The 19,370-nt window shown below is 62.2% G+C and carries 17 protein-coding genes; 11 read left to right on the top strand and 6 right to left on the bottom strand.

Annotated features, from left to right (window positions below):
- Positions 1-177: 177 nt before the first annotated feature.
- Genes HMPREF3120_RS08020 through HMPREF3120_RS08010 form a run of 3 tightly spaced genes read left to right on the top strand, consistent with a single transcriptional unit; the run spans position 178 to position 3,949 of the window.
- Positions 178-1,323, top strand: a complete 1,146-nt coding sequence (locus tag HMPREF3120_RS08020) for a hypothetical protein (protein WP_083284843.1) — start codon at positions 178-180, stop codon at positions 1,321-1,323.
- 45 nt (positions 1,324-1,368) lie between these two features.
- Positions 1,369-2,760 carry an MFS transporter gene (locus HMPREF3120_RS08015; protein WP_070421960.1) on the top strand — a complete coding sequence of 464 codons (1,392 nt, stop codon included), beginning with the start codon at positions 1,369-1,371 and terminating at the stop codon, positions 2,758-2,760.
- On the top strand, positions 2,753-3,949 hold the full coding sequence (locus HMPREF3120_RS08010) for a copper oxidase (protein WP_141739407.1): 1,197 nt from the start codon (positions 2,753-2,755) through the stop codon (positions 3,947-3,949). Before HMPREF3120_RS08015 ends, HMPREF3120_RS08010 begins: the two co-directional genes overlap by 8 nt.
- Here HMPREF3120_RS08010 and HMPREF3120_RS08005 read toward each other — a convergent pair.
- The gene (locus tag HMPREF3120_RS08005) at positions 3,927-4,313 is read right to left on the bottom strand and encodes a cupredoxin domain-containing protein (RefSeq protein WP_070421962.1); all 387 of its coding nucleotides are present in this window, start codon (positions 4,311-4,313) and stop codon (positions 3,927-3,929) included. The genes HMPREF3120_RS08010 and HMPREF3120_RS08005 overlap by 23 nt on opposite strands.
- A gap of 126 nt (positions 4,314-4,439) precedes the next feature.
- Between HMPREF3120_RS08005 and HMPREF3120_RS08000 the strand changes: the two genes are divergently transcribed.
- Positions 4,440-5,126, top strand: a complete 687-nt coding sequence (locus HMPREF3120_RS08000; RefSeq protein WP_070421963.1) for a helix-turn-helix transcriptional regulator — start codon at positions 4,440-4,442, stop codon at positions 5,124-5,126.
- Here HMPREF3120_RS08000 and HMPREF3120_RS07995 read toward each other — a convergent pair.
- Together HMPREF3120_RS07995 and HMPREF3120_RS07990 are read right to left on the bottom strand one after the other, a co-directional pair.
- Positions 5,123-6,295: a globin domain-containing protein gene (locus HMPREF3120_RS07995; RefSeq protein WP_070421964.1), complete on the bottom strand. Its 1,173-nt coding sequence runs from the start codon at positions 6,293-6,295 to the stop codon at positions 5,123-5,125. The two genes, HMPREF3120_RS08000 and HMPREF3120_RS07995, sit on opposite strands and share 4 nt — an antisense overlap.
- Before the next feature lie 48 nt (positions 6,296-6,343).
- On the bottom strand, positions 6,344-7,594 hold the full coding sequence (locus HMPREF3120_RS07990; protein ID WP_070452032.1) for a hypothetical protein: 1,251 nt from the start codon (positions 7,592-7,594) through the stop codon (positions 6,344-6,346).
- Positions 7,595-7,683: 89 nt separating this feature from the next.
- On the opposite strand from HMPREF3120_RS07990, the gene HMPREF3120_RS07985 reads away from it, so the two are divergent.
- From HMPREF3120_RS07985 to HMPREF3120_RS07975, 3 genes are read left to right on the top strand one after another with little or no spacing between them, the layout of a single operon-like run.
- On the top strand, positions 7,684-9,345 hold the full coding sequence (locus tag HMPREF3120_RS07985) for a glutaminase (RefSeq protein ID WP_070452048.1): 1,662 nt from the start codon (positions 7,684-7,686) through the stop codon (positions 9,343-9,345).
- A 48-nt stretch (positions 9,346-9,393) separates the two neighbouring features.
- Positions 9,394-10,638, top strand: a complete 1,245-nt coding sequence (locus HMPREF3120_RS07980) for an ATP-binding protein (RefSeq protein ID WP_070452029.1) — start codon at positions 9,394-9,396, stop codon at positions 10,636-10,638.
- Positions 10,639-10,648: 10 nt separating this feature from the next.
- On the top strand, positions 10,649-11,806 hold the full coding sequence (locus HMPREF3120_RS07975) for an alpha-amylase family protein (protein WP_070452025.1): 1,158 nt from the start codon (positions 10,649-10,651) through the stop codon (positions 11,804-11,806).
- On the opposite strand, the gene HMPREF3120_RS07970 is transcribed toward HMPREF3120_RS07975, so the two are convergent.
- Positions 11,785-12,345, bottom strand: coding sequence for a hypothetical protein (locus tag HMPREF3120_RS07970; RefSeq protein WP_070452045.1), 561 nt, complete (start codon positions 12,343-12,345; stop codon positions 11,785-11,787). The genes HMPREF3120_RS07975 and HMPREF3120_RS07970 overlap by 22 nt on opposite strands.
- Positions 12,346-12,542: 197 nt before the next feature.
- Positions 12,543-13,856: a M20/M25/M40 family metallo-hydrolase gene (locus tag HMPREF3120_RS07965; protein ID WP_070452022.1), complete on the bottom strand. Its 1,314-nt coding sequence runs from the start codon at positions 13,854-13,856 to the stop codon at positions 12,543-12,545.
- 41 nt (positions 13,857-13,897) lie between these two features.
- Here HMPREF3120_RS07965 and HMPREF3120_RS07960 point away from each other — a divergent pair, with 41 nt between their 5' ends.
- Together HMPREF3120_RS07960 and amn are read left to right on the top strand one after the other, a co-directional pair.
- Entirely contained in the window at positions 13,898-14,488 is a 591-nt protein-coding gene (locus HMPREF3120_RS07960; RefSeq protein ID WP_070452019.1) for a TetR/AcrR family transcriptional regulator, read from the top strand.
- 11 nt (positions 14,489-14,499) lie between these two features.
- Positions 14,500-15,858 carry an AMP nucleosidase gene (amn, locus tag HMPREF3120_RS07955; protein ID WP_070452014.1) on the top strand — a complete coding sequence of 453 codons (1,359 nt, stop codon included), beginning with the start codon at positions 14,500-14,502 and terminating at the stop codon, positions 15,856-15,858.
- 143 nt (positions 15,859-16,001) lie between these two features.
- On the opposite strand, the gene HMPREF3120_RS07950 is transcribed toward amn, so the two are convergent.
- A complete protein-coding gene (locus HMPREF3120_RS07950; protein WP_070452012.1) occupies positions 16,002-16,883 on the bottom strand; it encodes a hypothetical protein in 882 nt (293 codons plus the stop codon).
- Between the two features lie 36 nt (positions 16,884-16,919).
- Between HMPREF3120_RS07950 and HMPREF3120_RS07945 the strand changes: the two genes are divergently transcribed.
- Both HMPREF3120_RS07945 and HMPREF3120_RS07940 read left to right on the top strand, forming a co-directional pair.
- On the top strand, positions 16,920-17,852 hold the full coding sequence (locus tag HMPREF3120_RS07945) for a Sir2 family NAD-dependent protein deacetylase (protein ID WP_070452009.1): 933 nt from the start codon (positions 16,920-16,922) through the stop codon (positions 17,850-17,852).
- Positions 17,849-18,988: a glycosyltransferase 87 family protein gene (locus HMPREF3120_RS07940; protein WP_070452007.1), complete on the top strand. Its 1,140-nt coding sequence runs from the start codon at positions 17,849-17,851 to the stop codon at positions 18,986-18,988. The genes HMPREF3120_RS07945 and HMPREF3120_RS07940 overlap by 4 nt, the downstream gene beginning before the upstream one ends.
- Positions 18,989-19,370 lie beyond the last annotated feature (382 nt).

Here is a 19,370-nt window from a genome sequence, read left to right as displayed (position 1 = left end):
ACGCCGACCGGACACACATTTTGCTACTTAACCCGGAAATTTTAAGCCCCGGGCGCTTGCTTGAGCAGAGGCGACACCGGGGCGTACGAGAAAGAGATTACACTTAAAGGGCGCTACGTCCAAGCATAGGTGCTGGATTTGTGCGCACATTCATAAAAGGTCAAGGGGGTTGACACTTTGGGGTCCTTAGATGGGGTTGAAGGTCCTGCTTCCGAGTTTTTCTTCTCAAAGCTCGTCAGTGACTCGCGCTTTGCGCCGTATCTGCAGGAAGCAAACAACGATGTGCAGAAAGCCAGAGAGCTTTATCTTTGGGCTGGGGAGGTTGCCTCTGCAGGTCTGGAGTTACTTGCCCATTTTGAAGTTGGGCTGAGAAACGTCATCGATAAGGCTCTCAGGGAGCATTTCGAACACGATGCTGGCTCAGTGCCGTGGATATTCTCTCGAAATCCTTTAATTGGAGAAGGAGTCCGGGAAAGGGTTGAAGACACAAGGGAGGGATTAAGTCCCCACCACCGAGATTCGCGGGCGCAGATAACCGCGAACTTGCATTTCGGATTTTGGACTCGAATGCTCGGAAAAGGCAACGACGAGCTCTGGCGCCTCTGTTTGCAACGCGCGTTCCCTTATGCCCGAAGTCGTAGCGAAGTTGGCGCCGCAGTGGAAGGGATTAGGAACTTTCGTAATCGCGTGGCTCACCACGATTCGATTCTTGATACCGATGTCCCGTTTGAATGCGATCGAATATTTGCGGTGGCGAACTATGTTGATCCTGCGTTCGAGCATTTTCTTAAGGCAGTAGACCGCGTTGAGTCCCTGTACAACCGGCGCCCGACCGAACCAGCAGATACTTTGTTAGTTCCTGGAAAGAAGGAATGGGAGCTTTATAAAAAGACGTCTGTGTATGTCTGTAAATCAGGACGAACGTTTCGTCCTGTGCGTCATCTTGCGTTTTATGTTGACAGAAAGATTCAAACTGAGATTCCTGCGGTCAAGTATCGGCAGGACAATATCACCTGGAATTTGAACGAGGCGCGGCTCTTAAGGAAAGAGGCAAAAGACCGCAACAGGCCTGAACTGCGGAAAATCGCGCAAGCCATTGAAGAGCTATCTCAAAATGGATGGTGTGATGGCAGTGGGGTTGAAGGTCGGTATCAAGCGTTTGTGTTGACCTCAAAGGACGAAACGCAACCACTTGGAGCGCATCGGACTTTGCCAAGTGAAATTGAAAATACTGCGTCCGGTAAAGGCAGTGGTTGGGTGACTAAGCAGCGCTATTTGTACTTAGAGCGACTTATGCAGCAAGGTGCGGCCTACCTGGCGTAGATCCTGCGACAAGGTGAAAAAGAACCGCGCGGTAGTATTCCCCGCATGGAATCCACCAGCACACCCGCGCAGCGCTGGGGCTTCTTTGCTGTTGTATCACTCGGCCTGCTCATGATCGGGCTGGATAATTCAATTTTGTACACGGCGTTGCCCGCGCTTGAACGTAGTCTCGGCGCAGGTCCCAGCGAGGGCCTGTGGATCATTAACGCCTACCCGCTTGCACTTGCGGGCCTTCTGCTTGGCACAGGCACGCTGGGGGACCGGGTGGGCCACCGCAAGATGTTCCTGATCGGTCTCGGGATTTTCGGTGTGGCGTCGCTGGGTGCGGCGTTCGCGCCGGGCACGGCTGAGATGATCGCGGCGCGCGCCATGTTGGGTGTTGGTGCGGCTGTGATGATGCCGGCGACGTTGGCGCTGATTCGCCTGACGTTTTCCGACGAGCGCGAGCGCAACCTTGCCATCGGTATTTGGGGCGCGGTTGCCGTGGTTGGCGGCGCGCTCGGACCGGTGGTTGGTGGTCTGCTTCTGGAGTTCTTCTGGGTCGGTTCGGTGTTCCTCATCAACGTGCCGATTGTGTTGCTTGCGCTCGTGCTTACGGTGTGGCTGGCGCCGCCGAATCTGCCGAATCCGAACAAGGCGTGGGACGTCATATCTTCGCTGTATTCGCTGGTTGCGCTGTCGGGCCTGACGATGGCGATCAAGCAGGCTGCGAACACCCAAAGCGTCGCGCTGCTGGTCGGCTCGATCGTGGCGTGCGTGTTGGGCTCGTGGCTGTTTGTGCGGCGTCAGGCGCGCCTCGATGACCCGCTGCTCACCTTCGACATCTTCCGGTCCCGCATGTTCACCGGCGGCGTTGTCGCCGCGGCGGGTGGCATGTTCATCATGGCGGGCGCGGAATTGATGACGACGCAGAAGCTGCAGCTTGTCGACGAATTTACGCCCCTGAAGGCCGGCACCACCGTCGTCGCCATGGCCGTGGCCGCCATTCCCGCGTCGACGCTCGGTGGCGCGTTTTTGCACAAGGTTGGCTTCATGCCGTTGATCGCTGGTGGTTTCGCGTTATCGGTGGTGGGGGCTGGTCTGCTGGTGGTGGGCGCGTCGTCGCATAGCGTGCTGTTCGAGGTTGTGTCGCTTGCGGTGTTGGGCTTTGCGGTGGGCTCGGTGATGAGTGTGTCGTCGATTGCGATCATTGGCGCGGCTCCGATGAACCGTTCCGGCATGGCGGCGGGTGTGGAGGAGGTCTCCTACGAGTTCGGCACCCTGACCACCGTCGCGCTGACCGGTTCGCTGCTCCAGCGGGGTCTGGATGGTGGCGCGACGTACACCGAGTCGTACGAGAATGTGCTGTTCGTGCTGGCCGTATCTGCGGTTGTGTTCGCGGCGGCCACGTGGTGGTGCTTCCGCGACAACCCGAAGTCGGGGTCGGTCAATGCCTGATATGAATCCGCGGGCGTGGCACCGCAAAGCCTCCAAGCCGGTGAGCATTTGGATGGGCGTGTTCATCATCGTGGGGCTTGTCCACCCGTTCATCCCTGAGGGATCGTGGCTGCTCATCCACATTTTTACGCTGGGCATTCTGACAAACTCGATCCTGTTGTGGTCGCAGACGCTCACTGAGCGCTTCCTGGGGCGCAAGCTTGACGACGCCACCCGCCCCGCCCAGCTCACCCGCACCTATCTGCTCAACGCCGGCATCGTCGCAACGCTGATTGGCCAGATGCTGCTGTGGTACTGGCTGACCTGGGTCGGCGCGCTGGTCGTCGGCATTGTGGTGGCGTGGCATGCGGTGGTGTTGGCGGGGCAGGTGAGGGCGTCGCAACGAAGCAATGCGAGTGTGTACGGCTTCGTGGCCTCGGCGTGCTGTCTGCCGGTCGGTGCGCTGTTCGGCGCGGCGCTGTCGGCCGGACTGCCTGGTCAGTGGCACGGTGCGGTGCGCCAGGCGCACATGTTCATCAACGTTGGCGGCTTCGTCGGTTTTGCGGCGATGAGCGCGCTGAGCATCCTGTTCCCGGCGATGTGGCGCACGCGCGCTGTCGACCGGGTCGGTGTCGCACTGGTGCTCGCCGGGGCGGGTGTTGTGCTCGCAGTCGCGGGTGCGCTGCTGCGAATGTCCGTGGTCACTGGCATTGGTGCTGTGGTGATCGTGGCAGGCTGGGTGTGGCTCTACCAGGGGTTTGTGGTCAACGCACTGACGGTGTTTGCCGACCCTCGCGGCCGCATCACCTACCCAGCCCTCTCTGCCTTGTGTGCAGTTGCGTGGCTCATCGGCGGGCTGACCTGGTACGCGGTGCGCCTGTTCGGTGGGTCCGCTGACATTCCGACGTTGCCGCTGCTGCTCGGGTTCGCGGCACAACTGCTGATCGGCACCATGAGTTACCTCATGCCAACCATGATGGGTGGCGGTCCAGCAGCGGTAAAGTCCGGACTGCGGGAACTCAACCGTGGTGCCTACCTGCGCGTCGGCCTATTCAACGTGGCCCTTTTGGCATGGCTTGCGGTGAACAACTCCTACGCGCGGATTGTCCTGTCCTTCCTCGTGTTTGGCGTGCTTGTGGCGTTTATCCCGCTGCTGACCCGCGCGGTAAAGGCGCAGGTTGCGCTGATTAAGGCGTCACGTCGACCCTAAAGAGCATTCCCATCGTCTTGTGTCCCGCGATGGTGCACCAGCCGAGTGTGTCAACGTTGAACTCTCCGTAGTAGGAGGTAGCGCTCTCGCCAGGGCTGAGCCGGCCTGAGTAGCCCTCGCCGACCTTCAGGTCGTGCTCTTTCTCGCCGGAGTTGGTCAGGTTGACCACGAGTTTCGTGCCGCGGGGCACCTCCACCCGGTCGGGGATGAACCGCATCCGCTCAATATCAACGTCAACGTGGACGACGTCGTCGCCGGTGGGGATCTCACCTTGCGCAGGTGCGAGCAATGTCGCTGCCGTTGCGGTACCAGCGACGAGCGCAGTCACTGCGGACCAGGCGGCGAAGTGCGTTGTGCGTGCCACGGATCGGCTCCTTTGGTGTTCGTTGATGACGTTGAGATTGTATAATCCGAGAAAAACCAAGTTGGACTACAACTCAGCAACACATATAATTTTGGCGGACTTGATACACCCCTCAGGAGAACGCGCATGGAACGTAGGTATGCTCCGCGGCCAGCTGGTGAGCTGATAACCGCCGTCCACCGCCTGAGCGCGAAACAAGTCGAGGTTTTCCAAGAGGTGCAGTCCCACGCCGAAGGCATCCAGGTTGCTGAAATTGGCGAAGCACTGGGCATGCATCCCAACACTGTGCGCGGGCACCTCGACGAGCTCATGGCCGCCGGGGTGATCAGTCGCAGGGTTGCCACTGGTTCTGGCAGGGGGCGCCCGTCGCATATTTACACCGCACGCGTTGCGCCTACGAGCCGGGCATCGGGTGCGATTGTGTCGCTCGTGGAGGTGCTGGCCAGCCAACTGTCTGCCGACGACACCGATGCCGCCAAGGCACTTGGCCGCGAGTGGGCAGACCGTGTGAACGAAGGTCGCGACAACGGCGCAGATGAGGTGGACCTGGCCACGGCTGAACGACAAATCGCGGAACTGCTGCGCGAGCTGGGCTTTGACCCGCTGCAGCGTCCAGATGCGACCACCCGGAAAGTGCGCGAACTTAGCCTCAATGCCTGCCCGTTTGTCACCGAGAGCAACAAACGTCCGGCTCCGGTAATTTGTGCGCTGCACGAGGGGTTTCTGGACGGGAGGCTTGGCGGCGTCAAGGTGCAACTGCGCCCCCACGACAGGCCGGGGGAGTGCGGTGCCCGGCTGACCAAGCGTGCTTAGGACACGAGCCAGTCATTCGGACTGAACAGCTCGTAGAAGACGTTCGCTGGCGCCTTGTCTTCCGGGAGGGCGGCAAGGTCGTCGCGTAGCGACTGCAAGAAGCCGGTCCCGCCACAGAGGTAGACGTCGGCGCCTGCGACATCGATGTTGTGGATGTCGATGCGCTCACCGCTGTCGCGGAAGAACGGGTGGATCGAGCCGTCGTTGAGCGCGGCCACCAGGTCGCGGCTTTCCTGCGCTTGCGCCCAAGTGGCTTCCGACGAGTCTGAGTGCACGTAGGTCACCCGACGCGGATCGTCGTGCTTGACCAGGTGCGTGAGGATACCAGTCAGCGGCGTCGAACCAATGCCGGAGGAGATGAGCACAATCGGGTTCTCGCCCGGGCGCAGCACGAGATCGCCGGCGGCGAGAGTGGCATCGACGGTGTCGCCGACTGCGACGCGCTCCTGCAGGTACGACGACACTTCGCCGTCTTTCTGCACCGCGATGCGGTAGTGCGATGCGTCGCCATCGATGATCGAGTACTGACGCAGCTGGCGGGCGCCGTCGTCGAGCTTCACGCCGATCGACGTGTACTGCCCAGGCTTCGGCGCGGAGAAATCCCCCTCAACGGTGAACGCAGTGACCGTTTCGCTCAGGGCCTCCTTGGCGGTCACCGTGCCGCGGCGGAACACATCGCCATCCGCCACACCGTCAGAGGCGTAGAGCTCCTTTTCGTGCTTGATCAGTACGTCCGCCATCAGCCAGTAGACCGCGTCCCAGGCCTCGGCCACCTCGGGTGTGACGGCCTCACCGAGCGTTTCGGCGATCGCGGCCATCAAGTTGTCGTGCACGATCTGGTACTGGTCCTCCGTGATGCCGAGGGAGACGTGCTTGTGCGCGATGCGGTCGAGCATCATCACGGGGTCGGGCTGGGAGTCGTCGACAAGATGCGCCGCGAACTTCACCACCGACGCGGCCAGCGCCTTCTGCTGTGCGTTCTGCTTCTGGTTGCCGCGGTTGAACAGGTCGGAGATGAGCTCCGGGTGCGCCGCGAACATCTTGGAGTAGAAGGTGGTCGCGATGGTCTGCATGTTGTCGGCGACCGGTGCGAGCGTGGCCTTCACAGTCTCAGCGTGCGCATCCGAGAGATACTTGCGTTTCGAGTCGGGGAACGTGTCAACGTACATCAGGGCCTCCTTGAAGTCGCGGATCGAATAAACACGATTATAGCCGTTTTAAAACAGGTCGCGTGTTGCGGAGTTGATGTCTTGGATGAGGAAACAGTTTGAATACGGCAGGTCCTCCGCCTCCCCGAACGTGTCTAAAAAGTCCACAGCGAAGTGGTTCAACAGCGGAGCCTGGTTCTGTTGTTGCCGCCCGCGTAGCACCACCCGGGCAAATCCGATGTCTTGCTCCCTAAACGACTCGAATAGCGCGTCTTTCAACGCGTCCGCCTCCGGTGTGTTGCTGGTGGGGAAACAGACACGAAAGTCACGCGGGATCCAGTGGTAGATGGCATTTGCGTACTCGAAAATCAGGTCGGGATCGGTGGTGGACGTGAGTTCGTCGTAAAGCAAACGCGCGGGTGCCGCGGAAGGGTTACGGGCCACAACGTGATGTAGCGATTCGCCGACCGCAGCAACGAGCGGGCCCGCAGCGGGGGATTCGACCAGTAGGCCCGTACACTCCTGGGCGCGGGCGCACGACAAGTAGTACTCGACCGCGCTCGTGCCGCAGCCCACCAGGCTGTCCAGGTAGTCGTCGATGCCGACGCGCACATCGCGCAGGATCTCGTGTGGCAGCTCCGTGCCGTCGTCGTCCACGTCCACCCGCAGAGATACTCTTCCGAGGGGAAATGCGCGGTCGATAAAGACCAGTGGGACGGTCTCCTCCGGGACCATGTCCAGTGAAAACACCTGGCGTCCTTCGCGGACGAATTCGTCTGCGGTGAGTGAGCCGATACGCACGCTAAACGTGTCGGGGTCGGGCAGGCGCATGATGTCGAAGTCGGCGGGGGACTGGGTGTCGTCGCCAATCGCGTACTCGGTCACTCCTGGGATCGGCCGCGTCAACGGCTGAGGCATCACCGCGCGGAGCTCGTCCCAGGCGCCGTCCATCGCGTCTTCGATATCGAACTCACCCGCAAGCTGCGTTGCGTACCGGGCGAGAGAGTGGGCGTAGACAAACCGGGGTTCGACCCGTTCCAACTGCTCCATCGCCTGCCGCAGCGCGTCGAGGTAGAAAAACTGATCGGAGACGTGCATGTCGGCTGCGTCTCCCGCCAGGTCAAAGCACTGCCGCGCATACGCGAGCGTCGCGTAGTCCATGGGAGTTTTAAAACCACGGGTCGGGCGTGGTTTCCAGACCGCGAAGAAGTCGTCCATAAAAGCCTGCACGTTGTGCAGATCGCGGTCGTTCAGATCGCCCCAGATCTTCCACGTAACTTCAAGGCCGTGTGGGCGGGCGGTGCCACTGTAATCGCTCATGAGGTGAATCTAACCACCGCGCACGACACGAGGCGAACAGGTGTTCGAACATGTTCGAATGTGTCGTGCTCGGGCCTACACTTGCCACCATGCCTTCGCCAGTGACTGAATACCTGCAGGACATCGTCGAATCCGTGCGCGACCACGACTCCGGCCACCGCGCCGACTACATCGACGTGCTCAAACACGCTGACCCCGACAAGCTCGGCCTCGCACTCTGCACTGCGGACGGACAGCTCTACGCGGTCGGGGACTGCGACTACAAGTTCTCCATCCAGTCCATCTCCAAACCGTTCGTCTACGCGCTGGCGCTGGACATGTACGGTCCCGATGAGGTCCACGCCCACGTCGGCGTTGAGCCCTCCGGTGAGGCATTCAACGCGCTTTCGCTTGACGACGAAGGCCGCCCCGCCAACCCACTTATCAACGCCGGCGCCATCACCGTCAACCAACTTATCGGCGGCCCCGACATCCCCGTGGAGCAGCGCAGCGAGAAACTCCGCGCCTACTTCTCCCGCCTTGCCGGCCGCGAACTGAGCATTGATCAGCGGGTATTCGAATCCGAGAAGGCAACCGCCGACCGCAACAAGGCGTTCGCCCACATGCTGCGCGAAGCGGGCACGATTAGCGACGATGCCCACGAGGCCGTCGCCTCTTATATCGCCCAATGCGCCATTCTGGCCACCGTGAAAGACCTCGCCGTCATGGCTGCCACCCTTGCCAACGCTGGCATCCAGCCGGTCACCGGTGAGCGCATCGTCTCGGCGGAAGCAGCTCGCCTCGCCCAGGCAGTCATGGTCTCCGCAGGCATGTACGACGCCTCCGGGCGCTGGATGGTCAACGTCGGCATCCCTGCGAAGTCAGGCGTGGCCGGCGGTTTGATCGGGACGTTGCCAGGCCAGTTAGGTATTGCGTCGCTAAGCCCGCGCCTGGATAAACAGGGCAACTCCGTGCGCGGCGTGAAAATCTTCCGAGAACTGTCCAGCTCCATGGGGCTGAACCTGCTGTCGTCGAACTTCTACTTCGCGCCGGGCATCCGTCGCATTGAACGCCGCGACGACGCCGAAATCGTCGAACTGCAAGGCATGATCACGTTCACCTCCGCCGAAAGGATCCTGCGTGGTCTTTCCGAGCGCCGTCTGACCAGCACAAACCTCATCCTTGACGTCTCCGGCGTGACCGCGTTTAACAAGGCTGGCCGCGACCTGATCAAAGACGGTCTGATGCAGTACCGGGACGAGGGCTACAACATCTCCATCTACGACCCGGACCACACGCTGTCGGACTACGAGTTTGCCGACGGCACCACAGCCCAAGCCATCCGCGACTTCACCGCCTCCTTCTCCGTCCCCGCCACGCGCGAAGAGGTCTACCAAGCGATCACCAAACCCAAAACCTGGTGGGACGAACGCGTCGAAGGCGACGCCGCCGAACAAGGCTCCGAGTTCCACTACTCCGACGACGACCGCTACGTCGGCTTCTCCGTCAAGGAAGCCGACGACGGCAAGCGCATCGTCTGGGACGTCGAACCAACCGACAACCCCAAGGAAGACCACGAGTGGGACGACACGTCGCTTATCTTCGACATCGAAGAGGACGAGTCCGGCAAAACCAAGGTCAACTTCACCCACCGCGGCATGCGCCCCCACGACAGCGGTTACGAAGAAATTGCCAAGGAGTGGCGCGAGCGCATTGCCAAGGGCCTGCAGCCACTCATTCGGCGCAGAGAGGAAAATTCGACCGATTCATGACGGAAAAAACGACCGATTCACGACGGAAAATTGGTATGGTTCGTGTCTATGGGATACCTGCAACGGGCCGTAGACACCCAACTTGACCAGCTCCTTCCGTATGCGTCTGCTATTGCGGTTGAGGGGCCGAAAGGTGTCGGCAAAACCGAAACTGCGCGCCGGCGAGCGTCGACGGTGCTCAAGCTCGACACGGATGAGGGTGCCGGAGTTCTCGCCTCGGATCCGGCGTTCACCGCAAGCCCTGATGGCACGATCTTGATCGATGAATGGCAGCGCCACCCCGAGTCCTGGGATTACGTCAGGCGGGCGGTGGATAATGGTGCTCCCGCCGGGCGTTTTCTCCTGACCGGCTCAGCCACTCCCGTAGCCGGGACTGATACTCACAGCGGAGCAGGGCGCATCTTGTCAATGCGGATGAGACCGTTGGCGTTGTTTGAACGGCGTGGCTGGGAGTCGTCGATAAGCATGCGCGAACTTTTTCAAGGCGACGCAACCATCGCAGGCGAGACCGACAAAACCCTGAAAGACTACATTGACGCGATAGCGTCCGGCGGCTTCCCGGGGTTCTATGAAGCGCCACCGGTACTCCGCAACCAGCAGCTGGACTCCTATCTCACCCGTGTGGTGGATCGCGACCTCCCTGAGCAGGGCTACACCGCGCGCAACCCAACAGCGTTGATGAACTGGCTAGCGGCGTACGCAGCAGCCAGCTCCACGACGACGAGCTACCAGGAAATTCTCGACGCAGCCACGCCCGGACAAACCAACAAACCCGCCAAATCCACGACGATGGTGTACAGAGAAAAACTCGCCGAGTTGTGGATGCTGGACCCCGTGCCAGCTTGGGACATGCGACGCTCCCCGTTCGCTGGCCTCGCGAAAGCACCGAAACACCAGCTTGCGGACCCAGCGTTTGTCCTGCGTCTGCTGGAGATTCCAGCTGCGAAACTCACGGGGCGGTTTAACTATCTGCTCGGACCACTGTTCGAGTCGCTCGCCACCCTCACCGTGCGGGTAGCGGCGCAAGCATCCTTCGGTACTGTCGGCCACTTCCGCACGGTCAAAGGGGATCGAGAGGTCGACCTCATTGCACAGGACCAAGACGGTGCGATCGTGGCATTGGAGGTCAAACTGGCCGCCAACGTGGGTGACGACGACGTCAAGCACCTACTTTGGTTGCGCGAGAAACTCCCGGACGATGTTGTGGACGCGGTGATCCTCACCACCGGCAACCGCGCCTACCGCCGCCCCGACGGAATCGCGGTCGTACCGCTGGCGCTGCTCGGTGCGTAGGCTCGGGCACATGTTGGATCGCACAATCTGGTGGCACGTCTACCCGCTCGCCGCGCTCGGCGCGCCGATCCGCGACACTAAAGATGCCGCACACCGCCTGCGCGGCCTCGAGCCGTGGCTGGACTACCTGGTCGAACTCGGCTGCAACGGCCTGCTGCTCGGTCCCATCTTCGAGTCGGTCACCCACGGCTACGACACCCTCGACCACATGCGCATTGACGCACGGCTTGGCGACGACACCGACATCGACTGGCTTATCCGCGAATGCTCCTCCCGCGGCATCAACCTCATGCTCGACGGGGTGTTTAACCACGTGGCCCGCACCCACCCCTGGGTCGAGCAGGGCCTCGCCGGCGATACGGAGTGGGAGGGACACAACGAACTGGCCACCCTCCACCACGACGAGCGAGAGATCCGGGATGCGGTCGTCGACATCATGTGCCACTGGCTGCGTCGCGGCATCGCGGGTTGGCGCCTCGACGTCGCCTACGCCGTCCCGCCCGAGTTCTGGCGCGACGTGCTCGCCCGGGTTCGCGAAGAGTTCCCCGACGCAATGTTTCTCGGGGAAGTCATCCACGGCGACTACGCAAAGATCGCCGCGTCCGGCACGCTCGACGCAGTCACCCAGTATGAACTGTGGAAAGCCACCTGGTCATCGCTTGCCGACGCCAACTTTTGGGAACTCGCCCACGCCCTCGAACGCCACCCCGCAGACCTTTTGACCAACACGTTCATTGGCAACCACGACGTTGACCGGATCGCCTCCACGGTTGGAACCAACAAACTCGTCCTCGCCGCCGCGATTCTCATGACCGTGCCCGGCATGCCGTCGATCTACTACGGCGACGAGCAAGGCTTCACCGGCACCCGCGGGGAGGGCTGGTCTGCCGACGACGCCGTCCGGCCCGCCCTGCCAGCCACCCCGGCGGAACTCTCACCCCTGGGCGGCTGGATTTATGGGGAGTACCAGAAGCTGATTGGGGTGCGTCGTCGCAACGCATGGCTCACGCGGGCTCGCGTTGAGGTGCTGGACAAGACCAACGAAACGATCTCGTTTACCTGCACCGACGGCGAAAACTCACTGCAAACCGACCTGTGGCTTGACCCCACGCCCGGCGTGCGAATCCACGCCGACGGCAACGAGCTTTACAGCTGGATCTTGAAGTAAGCCAGGATCTGCGCCAACGCGTCCTGCAGCAACTTCAGCAGGTCCGGCAACTGCAGCGTGGTCACGCCCGCGACCGGCACATCAACCGACGGCACGCCAGCCGGGGTGAGGTTGATGCGCTCCGGGAACTGCGGCTGAATCTTCGGCTGCTGCTTTGGCTGCGGGGCTGGTTGCTGGGCAGGTGCTGGCTGCTGCGCGGGCGCGTTTTGCTTCGGCGCGGTGTTGTTGGCGTTGTTGGAGTTGCTGTTGTTGCCGCCGGTTGTACCTTTGAGGCCGCAGCGGTTGGCGGCTTCGTCGACACGCGAAAGCGCATCCAGGATCTGCGGGCCGCGACGGTCGAACATCGCGATCGTGCGCGCCTGGCGGACTTTTTGCTGGTAGTCGGCGTCATTGGTCCAGTAGCGGGAGGCCTGGTCGCAGGAGATCGGACCCGCGGGCAGCTTCGCCAGGGTGTCGTCGATGGCGTCAGCCTGGGCGGTCGGCGCGGCGGCGATCGTGCCGGCCAGCGCCGCGGTCATAGCGAGAGTACGAAACTTCATGCGGGACAGTATGTCACGGATGGGGCAGATGTGACAGGTGGTGCGGGCCTTGGAAGGGCGTGAAACCTTCATATGCAGGGCTCGATATGCGTAAGTCCAGGTAGGAGGGTTTTCGAGAAATTGTGGCTGAAACTCGGAAAACGCGGTGACCAGCGGTTACGCATATCGAGCCCTGCATATGAACCGAAATGGCGGAACTACGCCCCGACGAAGCGGCGGATCAGGGAACGGTACGCCCGGACCGTGAGGTCGACGTCTTCGAGGGAGACGGATTCGTCGTGGCTGTGGAGCTCACCTAGAACAGACCCCAGCGTTTCGCCGCGCCCGTGGAGGGCGAATCCGTAGCCGACACCACCTTTACGACGAGCAAAGCGCAGGTCGGATCCACCCGCCGCGATCGTCGGGACGACGGGGACGTCGGGGAAGAATTCGTGGAAGGTGTCCACGATGGCGTCGTAAAGCGGGCCCGAGGTGGGGGAGACGGTGCCGGGTTCGGTGATGAGGTGGGTGATCTCCACCTCGTCGGCAAGGTCGCCGAGCGCTTCCCGCAGCAGATCGTCGATCTCTTCTTGCGTTTGGCCAGGCAAGGGCCGGATGTCGAGCTCCATCCAGGCGACGGACGGCAACACGTTGATCGCCTCGCCGGCACGCAGCACGGTGGGGGAGATGGTGAGGTGGCTCATGGCGTGGGAGTAGCTCTGCAGCTGACCGAACGTCTCGTAGCCTTCGCCGCGCAGCAGGGCCGCTTCGGTGTCGGGGTCGAATTTCCAGGCGCGGACGTAGCCCTCCCAGATGTCGTCGCTACGCACTTCGGGCGTGATGGTGGCGATGCGGCGCGCGACCTCACCGATTTTGGTGACCGCCATGTCGCGGCCGAACGGCGCGGAGCCGTGGCCGGCGTCGCCATGCACCGTCAAACGCCGCTGAGCTGCGCCCTTCTCGCCGACGACGACCACGAGCGCGTCAGAGCCGTCAGACACGGGCAGGTGTGAGCCGCCCTCCTCGGATAGGCAGTTCGCCCAAGGGAACGACGCGTTCTCCGAAAGCCACGCCGCGCCGAGGCCACCGCGGGCCTCCTCGTCGGCGCATCCCACGAAGGTCAGGGTGCCTTTCGGGCGCACGCCGGATCGTGCAACGTCGCGCACAGCCGCCGCCATCGCTGCGGTGATGTAGAGCATGTCGGTGGCGCCGCGCCCGTAGATGCGGCCGTTTTTGATCTCACCCCCAAACGGGTCAACTGTCCATTTATCCTCGTCGACGGGCACGACATCGGTGTGGCCCAAAAGGGTGAGTGGCTCGGCGTTGGGGTCGGTGCCTTCGATGGAAAACGCTACGGAAACTCGACCCGGATGGGGTTCGAAGCGTTCTACGTCTACACGGGTATCCCCGAAGAATTCCTGCAGCGTGCGGGCGTTTCTTTCCTCGTGTCCAGAATCTGCCGTTAGGTTGTTGACGCATCCATTTCTAATAAGGGCATGTAACAGTTCCAGAGTGTCATCGGTTAGGCTCATACCACATAACACTAATGTCGGAAATCTTTTGGAGACATGGGATGACTGAAACTACCCTCCCGGGCCGCCGCTCGGACAGCCAAGACCCGCGCGCGCTGCGCACTCGCAAGGCGCTAATCGACGCCACCATGCGCCTTCTCAACGACTACGAGGTCGCTGATCTGAATGTCTCGCAAATCGTGAAAGAAGCAGGCGTGAGCCGTCAGGTGTTTTACCAGCACTTTGAGGACCGCGACGCCCTCGTGCTCGCCACCGCAGCGCAGTGGGTCTTGGCGGCCTACGGCAGTTTCGCGGAACGATTCAGCATTGACAAGAGCTTTGAAGCGTCGGTCACTGCACTGGCACAGGCGACCGCTGGTCACTACACCGCCGCCACGCGCATCATCGACTCGCCGATCCACAGCCTCCTGGATAACCAGGTCTACGAGGTCATGCTGCCCACCATGCGCGAACAACTCCTGCCCCGCGCCGCCCGTTGGGAAAACGCGGACATGAAGCTTGTCGACGATATGGCCCGGTTCTACATCGCAGGCATGCAGCAACTCATTGAGCAGTGCATCCGCGAAGGCGTTCCCGCAGAGGAGTTTGGTCGCCGCGCCGAAGCCGTGCGCCGCGTGCTCATTCGTGAGTAGCCTGGCGGGGTATGAACCAGGTACGTGAGGTCGTCGAAAAGCTAAAAGCCCTGTACAACGCGTCGTGCGACATTGCACGCGCCGGGGACTTCGAACGCTACGGGGAAGTGCGCTACCCCAAACTCACCGTTGACGTGCTCGAATGGCGCCCCATCGACCGCTCCAAAACCTTCGGCTACGTCGACGAAGCCGGCACCTACTCCGCAGTCCTCTCCCGCCCCGACCTGCTCGAGGACTACCTCATCGCCCAACTCGAGGCGCTGACCTCGAACTATCCGTGCTCCATGCGTGTGGAGTACTCCGATATCGTCATCCCGCCCGCCTACATCAAGGGCACACCGCCTATCGACGAAACACGCAACCTGCCCCGACCCGCCCTCGACGACGTCCACGACGCCATCGTCGACGGCCACTGGGACGCCTTCCACGGTCCGGAAAAACCCCTGTTCCACTTCGGCCCGCAACGCTTCGACCTCGCCATCGCGCGACTCGAGCACTACACCGGCATCGACGTAGACACCCTGCAGCGCTACATCCTGTTCACCAACTACGCCATGCACGTCACCGAATTCGTGCGCTTCGGCCTGCGTGAACTTTCCGACCCCGACTCGCGCTACACCCGCCTCGTCCTCCCCTCCGGCGAAACAGTTTCCGACACCGTCGCGCTCGAAGACCTGGAGCTGGGGTCGAAGTTCCAGATGCCGCGCTACGACCTGATCACCGAAAACGGCGACGGCATCACCATGATCAACATCGGCGTCGGCCCCTCCAACGCCAAAACCATCACCGACTCGCTGGCCGTTCTGCGTCCGGAAGCGTGGATCATGATCGGCCACTGCGCCGGCCTGGACGCCCGCATGCGCATCGGCGACCTCATCCTCGGCAACGCCTACGAACGCCACGACCACGTTCTCGACGACTACCTGCGCCGCGAACTGCCCATCCCCGCCGTCCCCGAAGTGCAACGCACCCTGGAAAAGGCCGTGACCAAGGTCTACGGCGACGACGCGTCGTTGATGCGCACCGGCACCGTCCTGTCCACCGGCGACCGGAACTGGGAGTGGAAAGACCCGCAGGACCTGTGGGAATGGCTCCGGGGATCCACCGCCGCAGCCGTAGACATGGAGTCCTGCACAATCGCCGCCAACGGCTACCGCTACCGCGTCCCCTACGGCACCCTGCTCGCGGTGTCCGACCTGCCGTTGCACGCTGTGCCGAAACTGCCCGCCGGCGCCCAGGCGTTCTACTCCAACTCGAAGGAAGCCCACGTCATGTGTGCCGTGCGTGCGATGGAGAAGCTTGCCCGGCGCCCCGAACGTCTCCGGACCCGGAAGCTGCGCCGCACGATCGGTGAGGTCCCGTTCCGGTAGGCCCTTCGCGGCTTCATATGCAGGGCTCGATATGCGTAACCCCTGGTCACGGCGTTTTGCGGAAAATTGGCCGAAATTTCTGAAAACGCGCTGACCTGCACTTACGCATATCGAGCCCTGCATATGAACAAAACCCCGCACACCTAACGGCCAAGTTCGAGGCGCGCCCGCACCGCCCCGACGAACTCCTCGGGGTGCTCCTCCAGGTAGCGCGGCGCGTACCGGAGCAGGGGATGGCCGGCGTTGCCGAGGCGGTCGGCGCGCGTTTTCTCGTCGAGAAGTGCCTTGTGCGCAGGGCCGAAGGTGGTGTCGTCGTACTTCACGCGCCCATCGATCTCAACTCCCAACCACCCGTTAATCAGCAGGTCAACGCGGTACCTCCACCGGGTGAGTGTGACGTTGGCGCGGACGTCGGTGATGCCGGCTTCGATGAGCAGGGCGCGCGCGTAGGCCTCGGGTGCGGATTCGGACAGGGTCGACGCGTGCTGCGCGGCCAGGCGGGCGGCGGGTTTGCCTGGGAAGCGCGGCTCAGTTTCGACGAGGTGCTGCAGCTGGGCCGGTGTGAAGCCACCGCGTTGGACGAGCCAGTCTGCGGCGACGAGTGCGTGGGTGAAGCCGTCGAGGCGGGCAATGTCTAGAAAGGTTTGCAATGGTGACGTAGTGGACATGGCTTCCCCGCGGCGGATCCGGGAGGCGGGGAGTGTGCGTTGCACGTAGCGCACGCCGGCGGGCCATGTTGAGCGCCGTGGCACCGACGGCAACACCAGCGCGACCTGGTCTAGCGGCGTGTTCACGACCCACATGTCGTTGAGGTACGCGGAGGCGCGACCGGTGATCACGGCGGCGTGGACGGCAAGGCCCGCGCAGTAGGCCCGGGCCCAGTGCTGCTGGTGGACCTTCAAGGCGTCGAACGAGCGGCGCGCCAGCGCGTGTGACGTGGATAGGCGAAGTAGGTCGCTGCTGAGATATGTCTGCCCCCGGACGTCGACAAGGTTGGTTCTGATTTCGGTTTTCCATTCCCCCATGCGGGAAATCCTAGGTGGTTTGTACACTGCCTGGCGATGGAAACTTTCTTCGACGACCCCGCGATTACGATGGCGCATCGGTCCGCTGTGCGCTCGATTGAGCGGGTGGTCAAGGAAACGGCAACGCCGACCCCGAACGCGCAGCAACGCGTCATAGAACAGTTAAGGAACCCAAAAACGCTGGTCATCACGGGCGCGGGTGTGTCGACGGATTCGGGCATTCCCGACTATCGCTCCGAAACCGGCCGTTTGACCAAGGGCCGTCCGATGACGTTTCAGGAGTTCGCGCATTCGCCGCGTCAGGTGCGTCGGTATTGGGCGCGTGCGTTCGTCGGTATGCAGTTCATGCGGGCGGCGCGGCCAAACCGGACGCATTTTGCGCTTGCGGAGCTCGAGCAGGCCGGCCTGATCCGTGGCATTGTCACGCAAAACGTCGATGGACTGCACACACAGGCGGGGTCGCGAAACGTGATTGCGTTGCATGGCGATATGGAGCATGTGGTGTGCCTGGACTGCAATGTGATGCATGAGCGATCGCTTATCGACGACCTCCTCACTGCCGCCAACCCCAACTACTTCAATTCTGTCGAGGTGGTCGGGACGATGATCAACCCGGACGGCGACGTGGAGCTGCGCCAAGAGGACGTGGAGCGCTTCCGCATGATCACGTGCCCGAACTGTGGCTCGGAGCGCTTGAAGCCTAGCGTGGTGTATTTCGGCGAGAACGTGCCCAAGGCCACGAGAACACTGGCGGATCAGTGGCTGGCGGAGTCGACGGGTGTGGTTGCGATTGGCACGTCGCTTGCGGTGATGAGCGGCTACAAGTTCATTCTGGATGCGAAGAAGCAGGGCAAACCTACCGCCGTGATCAACGGCGGGCCGGGGCGTGCGGATACAAAGGTGGGCACGCTGTGGCGCACCGACGTCGCTGACGCCATGGATGCGATCCTGGACGGGCTCGACTTGTGATTCTCCTGCTCATTGTTGTTGCAGTAGCGGTTTATCGTTACGTCACTACGCCGTTGGAGACTGCGTTTTCCACCGCCTACCCAAGTGATCTCCACGTCTACGTGCTGGGCGGGCAGCAGGTGAAGGACCACCTGCCGCTCTATGCGCACGACCTGTTGCCGGGCTTGCCGTTTACGTATCCGCCGTTTGCGGGCGTGGTGTTTTCGTGGCTGCCGACCGAGGAGTGGTTCGGCGTCGCCTGGAAGTTGGTCAGTGTGGTGGTGTTGGCCGGGGTGGTGTGGGGGTCGTCGATAAGCAAGAAGCACGTGGTGCCGCTGGTGGCCTTTTTCGTGCTGTGCACGGAGCCGGTGCAGGGCACGCTGTACTTCGGGCAGGTGAACCTGCTGCTCATGGGGCTGGTGTGCCTGGATTTCCTGCCGAAGAACAGGCTGCCGGGCATCGGGACGGGCCTGGCTGCGGGGATCAAGCTCACGCCCGCGTTTTTCATTGTGTTGTTGATCTATCAGCGCAGGTGGGGAGCAACATTCGTTGCCGCGTTCACGTTCGTGTGCACTGCGGCGAGCGGGATGAATGTGGTGGACGCGCCGAACTTTTGGACGCGCGCGATCTTCAGCACGCAACGGATTGGGGTGGACGAGAATCCGGGGGCGCAGTCCATACGCCAAGTGCTGGCCCGCGCCGGGATGGATTCGACGCTGCTGTGGCTCACGCTGTGTGCCGCCGTGACCATCCTTGCGCTTCTTGCTTGTCGACGAGCCCCCGCACCCCTCGCCGTCTCCTTCATCGGCCTGACCGCGTGCCTGGTTAGTCCGTTTTCCTGGTACCACCACTGGGTATGGATCGTGCCGCTTGGCGTGTTCGTCTTCGAGCGCTACGGTTCGGTGGCGCTCATGGTGCTGATGGCCCCGTACGCTTCGGTAGTGCTCTGGCCTGGCGCCCCGCAGTTCCTTTACATTGCCGTGCCAGTGCTCTTTATGGCGTGGTACGCGCTACCCTCGGGTTATGCGCATCCGTTTATACGCCGCAGCGACCGCGGCAGCCACAGCACTCGTCCTCGCCCCCGCAGCCTCCGCCGACCCGGCCCCCGTTACCGGCGTGGAACTCAACCAGCCCGCCGACCAGGTCATCGCGCTTGAGACGAAGTTCAACCTGACCAACGATGCGGAAACCGGCATCAGTGAACTGCGCAAGCTCCGCGGCGACATGTGGGACCAGAACGTGCCATACGACGGAAAAACGCTCCGCACGGTCGCTGCAGAACAGGGCCTGGATACCCGCGAGAAGTACGTCAACGCGGTGCAACTGGACACCGGCTACAACCTGATCGCACTGCAGCGTGCGGTGGAGGCGGCGAAGAAGTTCGCGCACGTCCGCCCGTTCAACGCAACGTGTACGGACAACTGCGGCCCGGAGGACACCGCCACCATCGGCGGCAAAGGAGGCTGGGGCGCGAACCTGCACAGCACGGCTAACATGAGCCGCGCCATGCAGGGGTGGGGCTATGGCGAGCTGGCGGAC

The sequence above is a fragment of the Corynebacterium sp. HMSC11D10 genome, from assembly GCF_001806995.1.
Taxonomy (GTDB): Bacteria; Actinomycetota; Actinomycetes; order Mycobacteriales; family Mycobacteriaceae; genus Corynebacterium; species Corynebacterium coyleae.
The sequence above is the reverse complement of the archived record's forward strand: the minus strand, read 5'-3'. Positions and strand labels throughout refer to the sequence as shown.

What these genes read in the sequence shown, in the direction of transcription:
- HMPREF3120_RS08015 (WP_070421960.1), top strand. Translation starts at nt 1,369, where the DNA reads ATGGAATCCACCAGCACACCCGCGCAGCGCTGGGGCTTCTTTGCTGTT.
- HMPREF3120_RS08010 (WP_141739407.1), top strand. Translation starts at nt 2,753, where the DNA reads ATGCCTGATATGAATCCGCGGGCGTGGCACCGCAAAGCCTCCAAGCCG.
- HMPREF3120_RS08000 (WP_070421963.1), top strand. Translation starts at nt 4,440, where the DNA reads ATGGAACGTAGGTATGCTCCGCGGCCAGCTGGTGAGCTGATAACCGCC.
- HMPREF3120_RS07995 (WP_070421964.1), bottom strand. Translation starts at nt 6,295, where the DNA reads ATGTACGTTGACACGTTCCCCGACTCGAAACGCAAGTATCTCTCGGAT.
- HMPREF3120_RS07990 (WP_070452032.1), bottom strand. Translation starts at nt 7,594, where the DNA reads ATGAGCGATTACAGTGGCACCGCCCGCCCACACGGCCTTGAAGTTACG.
- HMPREF3120_RS07985 (WP_070452048.1), top strand. Translation starts at nt 7,684, where the DNA reads ATGCCTTCGCCAGTGACTGAATACCTGCAGGACATCGTCGAATCCGTG.
- HMPREF3120_RS07980 (WP_070452029.1), top strand. Translation starts at nt 9,394, where the DNA reads ATGGGATACCTGCAACGGGCCGTAGACACCCAACTTGACCAGCTCCTT.
- HMPREF3120_RS07975 (WP_070452025.1), top strand. Translation starts at nt 10,649, where the DNA reads ATGTTGGATCGCACAATCTGGTGGCACGTCTACCCGCTCGCCGCGCTC.
- HMPREF3120_RS07970 (WP_070452045.1), bottom strand. Translation starts at nt 12,345, where the DNA reads ATGAAGTTTCGTACTCTCGCTATGACCGCGGCGCTGGCCGGCACGATC.
- HMPREF3120_RS07965 (WP_070452022.1), bottom strand. Translation starts at nt 13,856, where the DNA reads ATGAGCCTAACCGATGACACTCTGGAACTGTTACATGCCCTTATTAGA.
- HMPREF3120_RS07960 (WP_070452019.1), top strand. Translation starts at nt 13,898, where the DNA reads ATGACTGAAACTACCCTCCCGGGCCGCCGCTCGGACAGCCAAGACCCG.
- amn (WP_070452014.1), top strand. Translation starts at nt 14,500, where the DNA reads ATGAACCAGGTACGTGAGGTCGTCGAAAAGCTAAAAGCCCTGTACAAC.
- HMPREF3120_RS07950 (WP_070452012.1), bottom strand. Translation starts at nt 16,883, where the DNA reads ATGGGGGAATGGAAAACCGAAATCAGAACCAACCTTGTCGACGTCCGG.
- HMPREF3120_RS07945 (WP_070452009.1), top strand. Translation starts at nt 16,920, where the DNA reads ATGGAAACTTTCTTCGACGACCCCGCGATTACGATGGCGCATCGGTCC.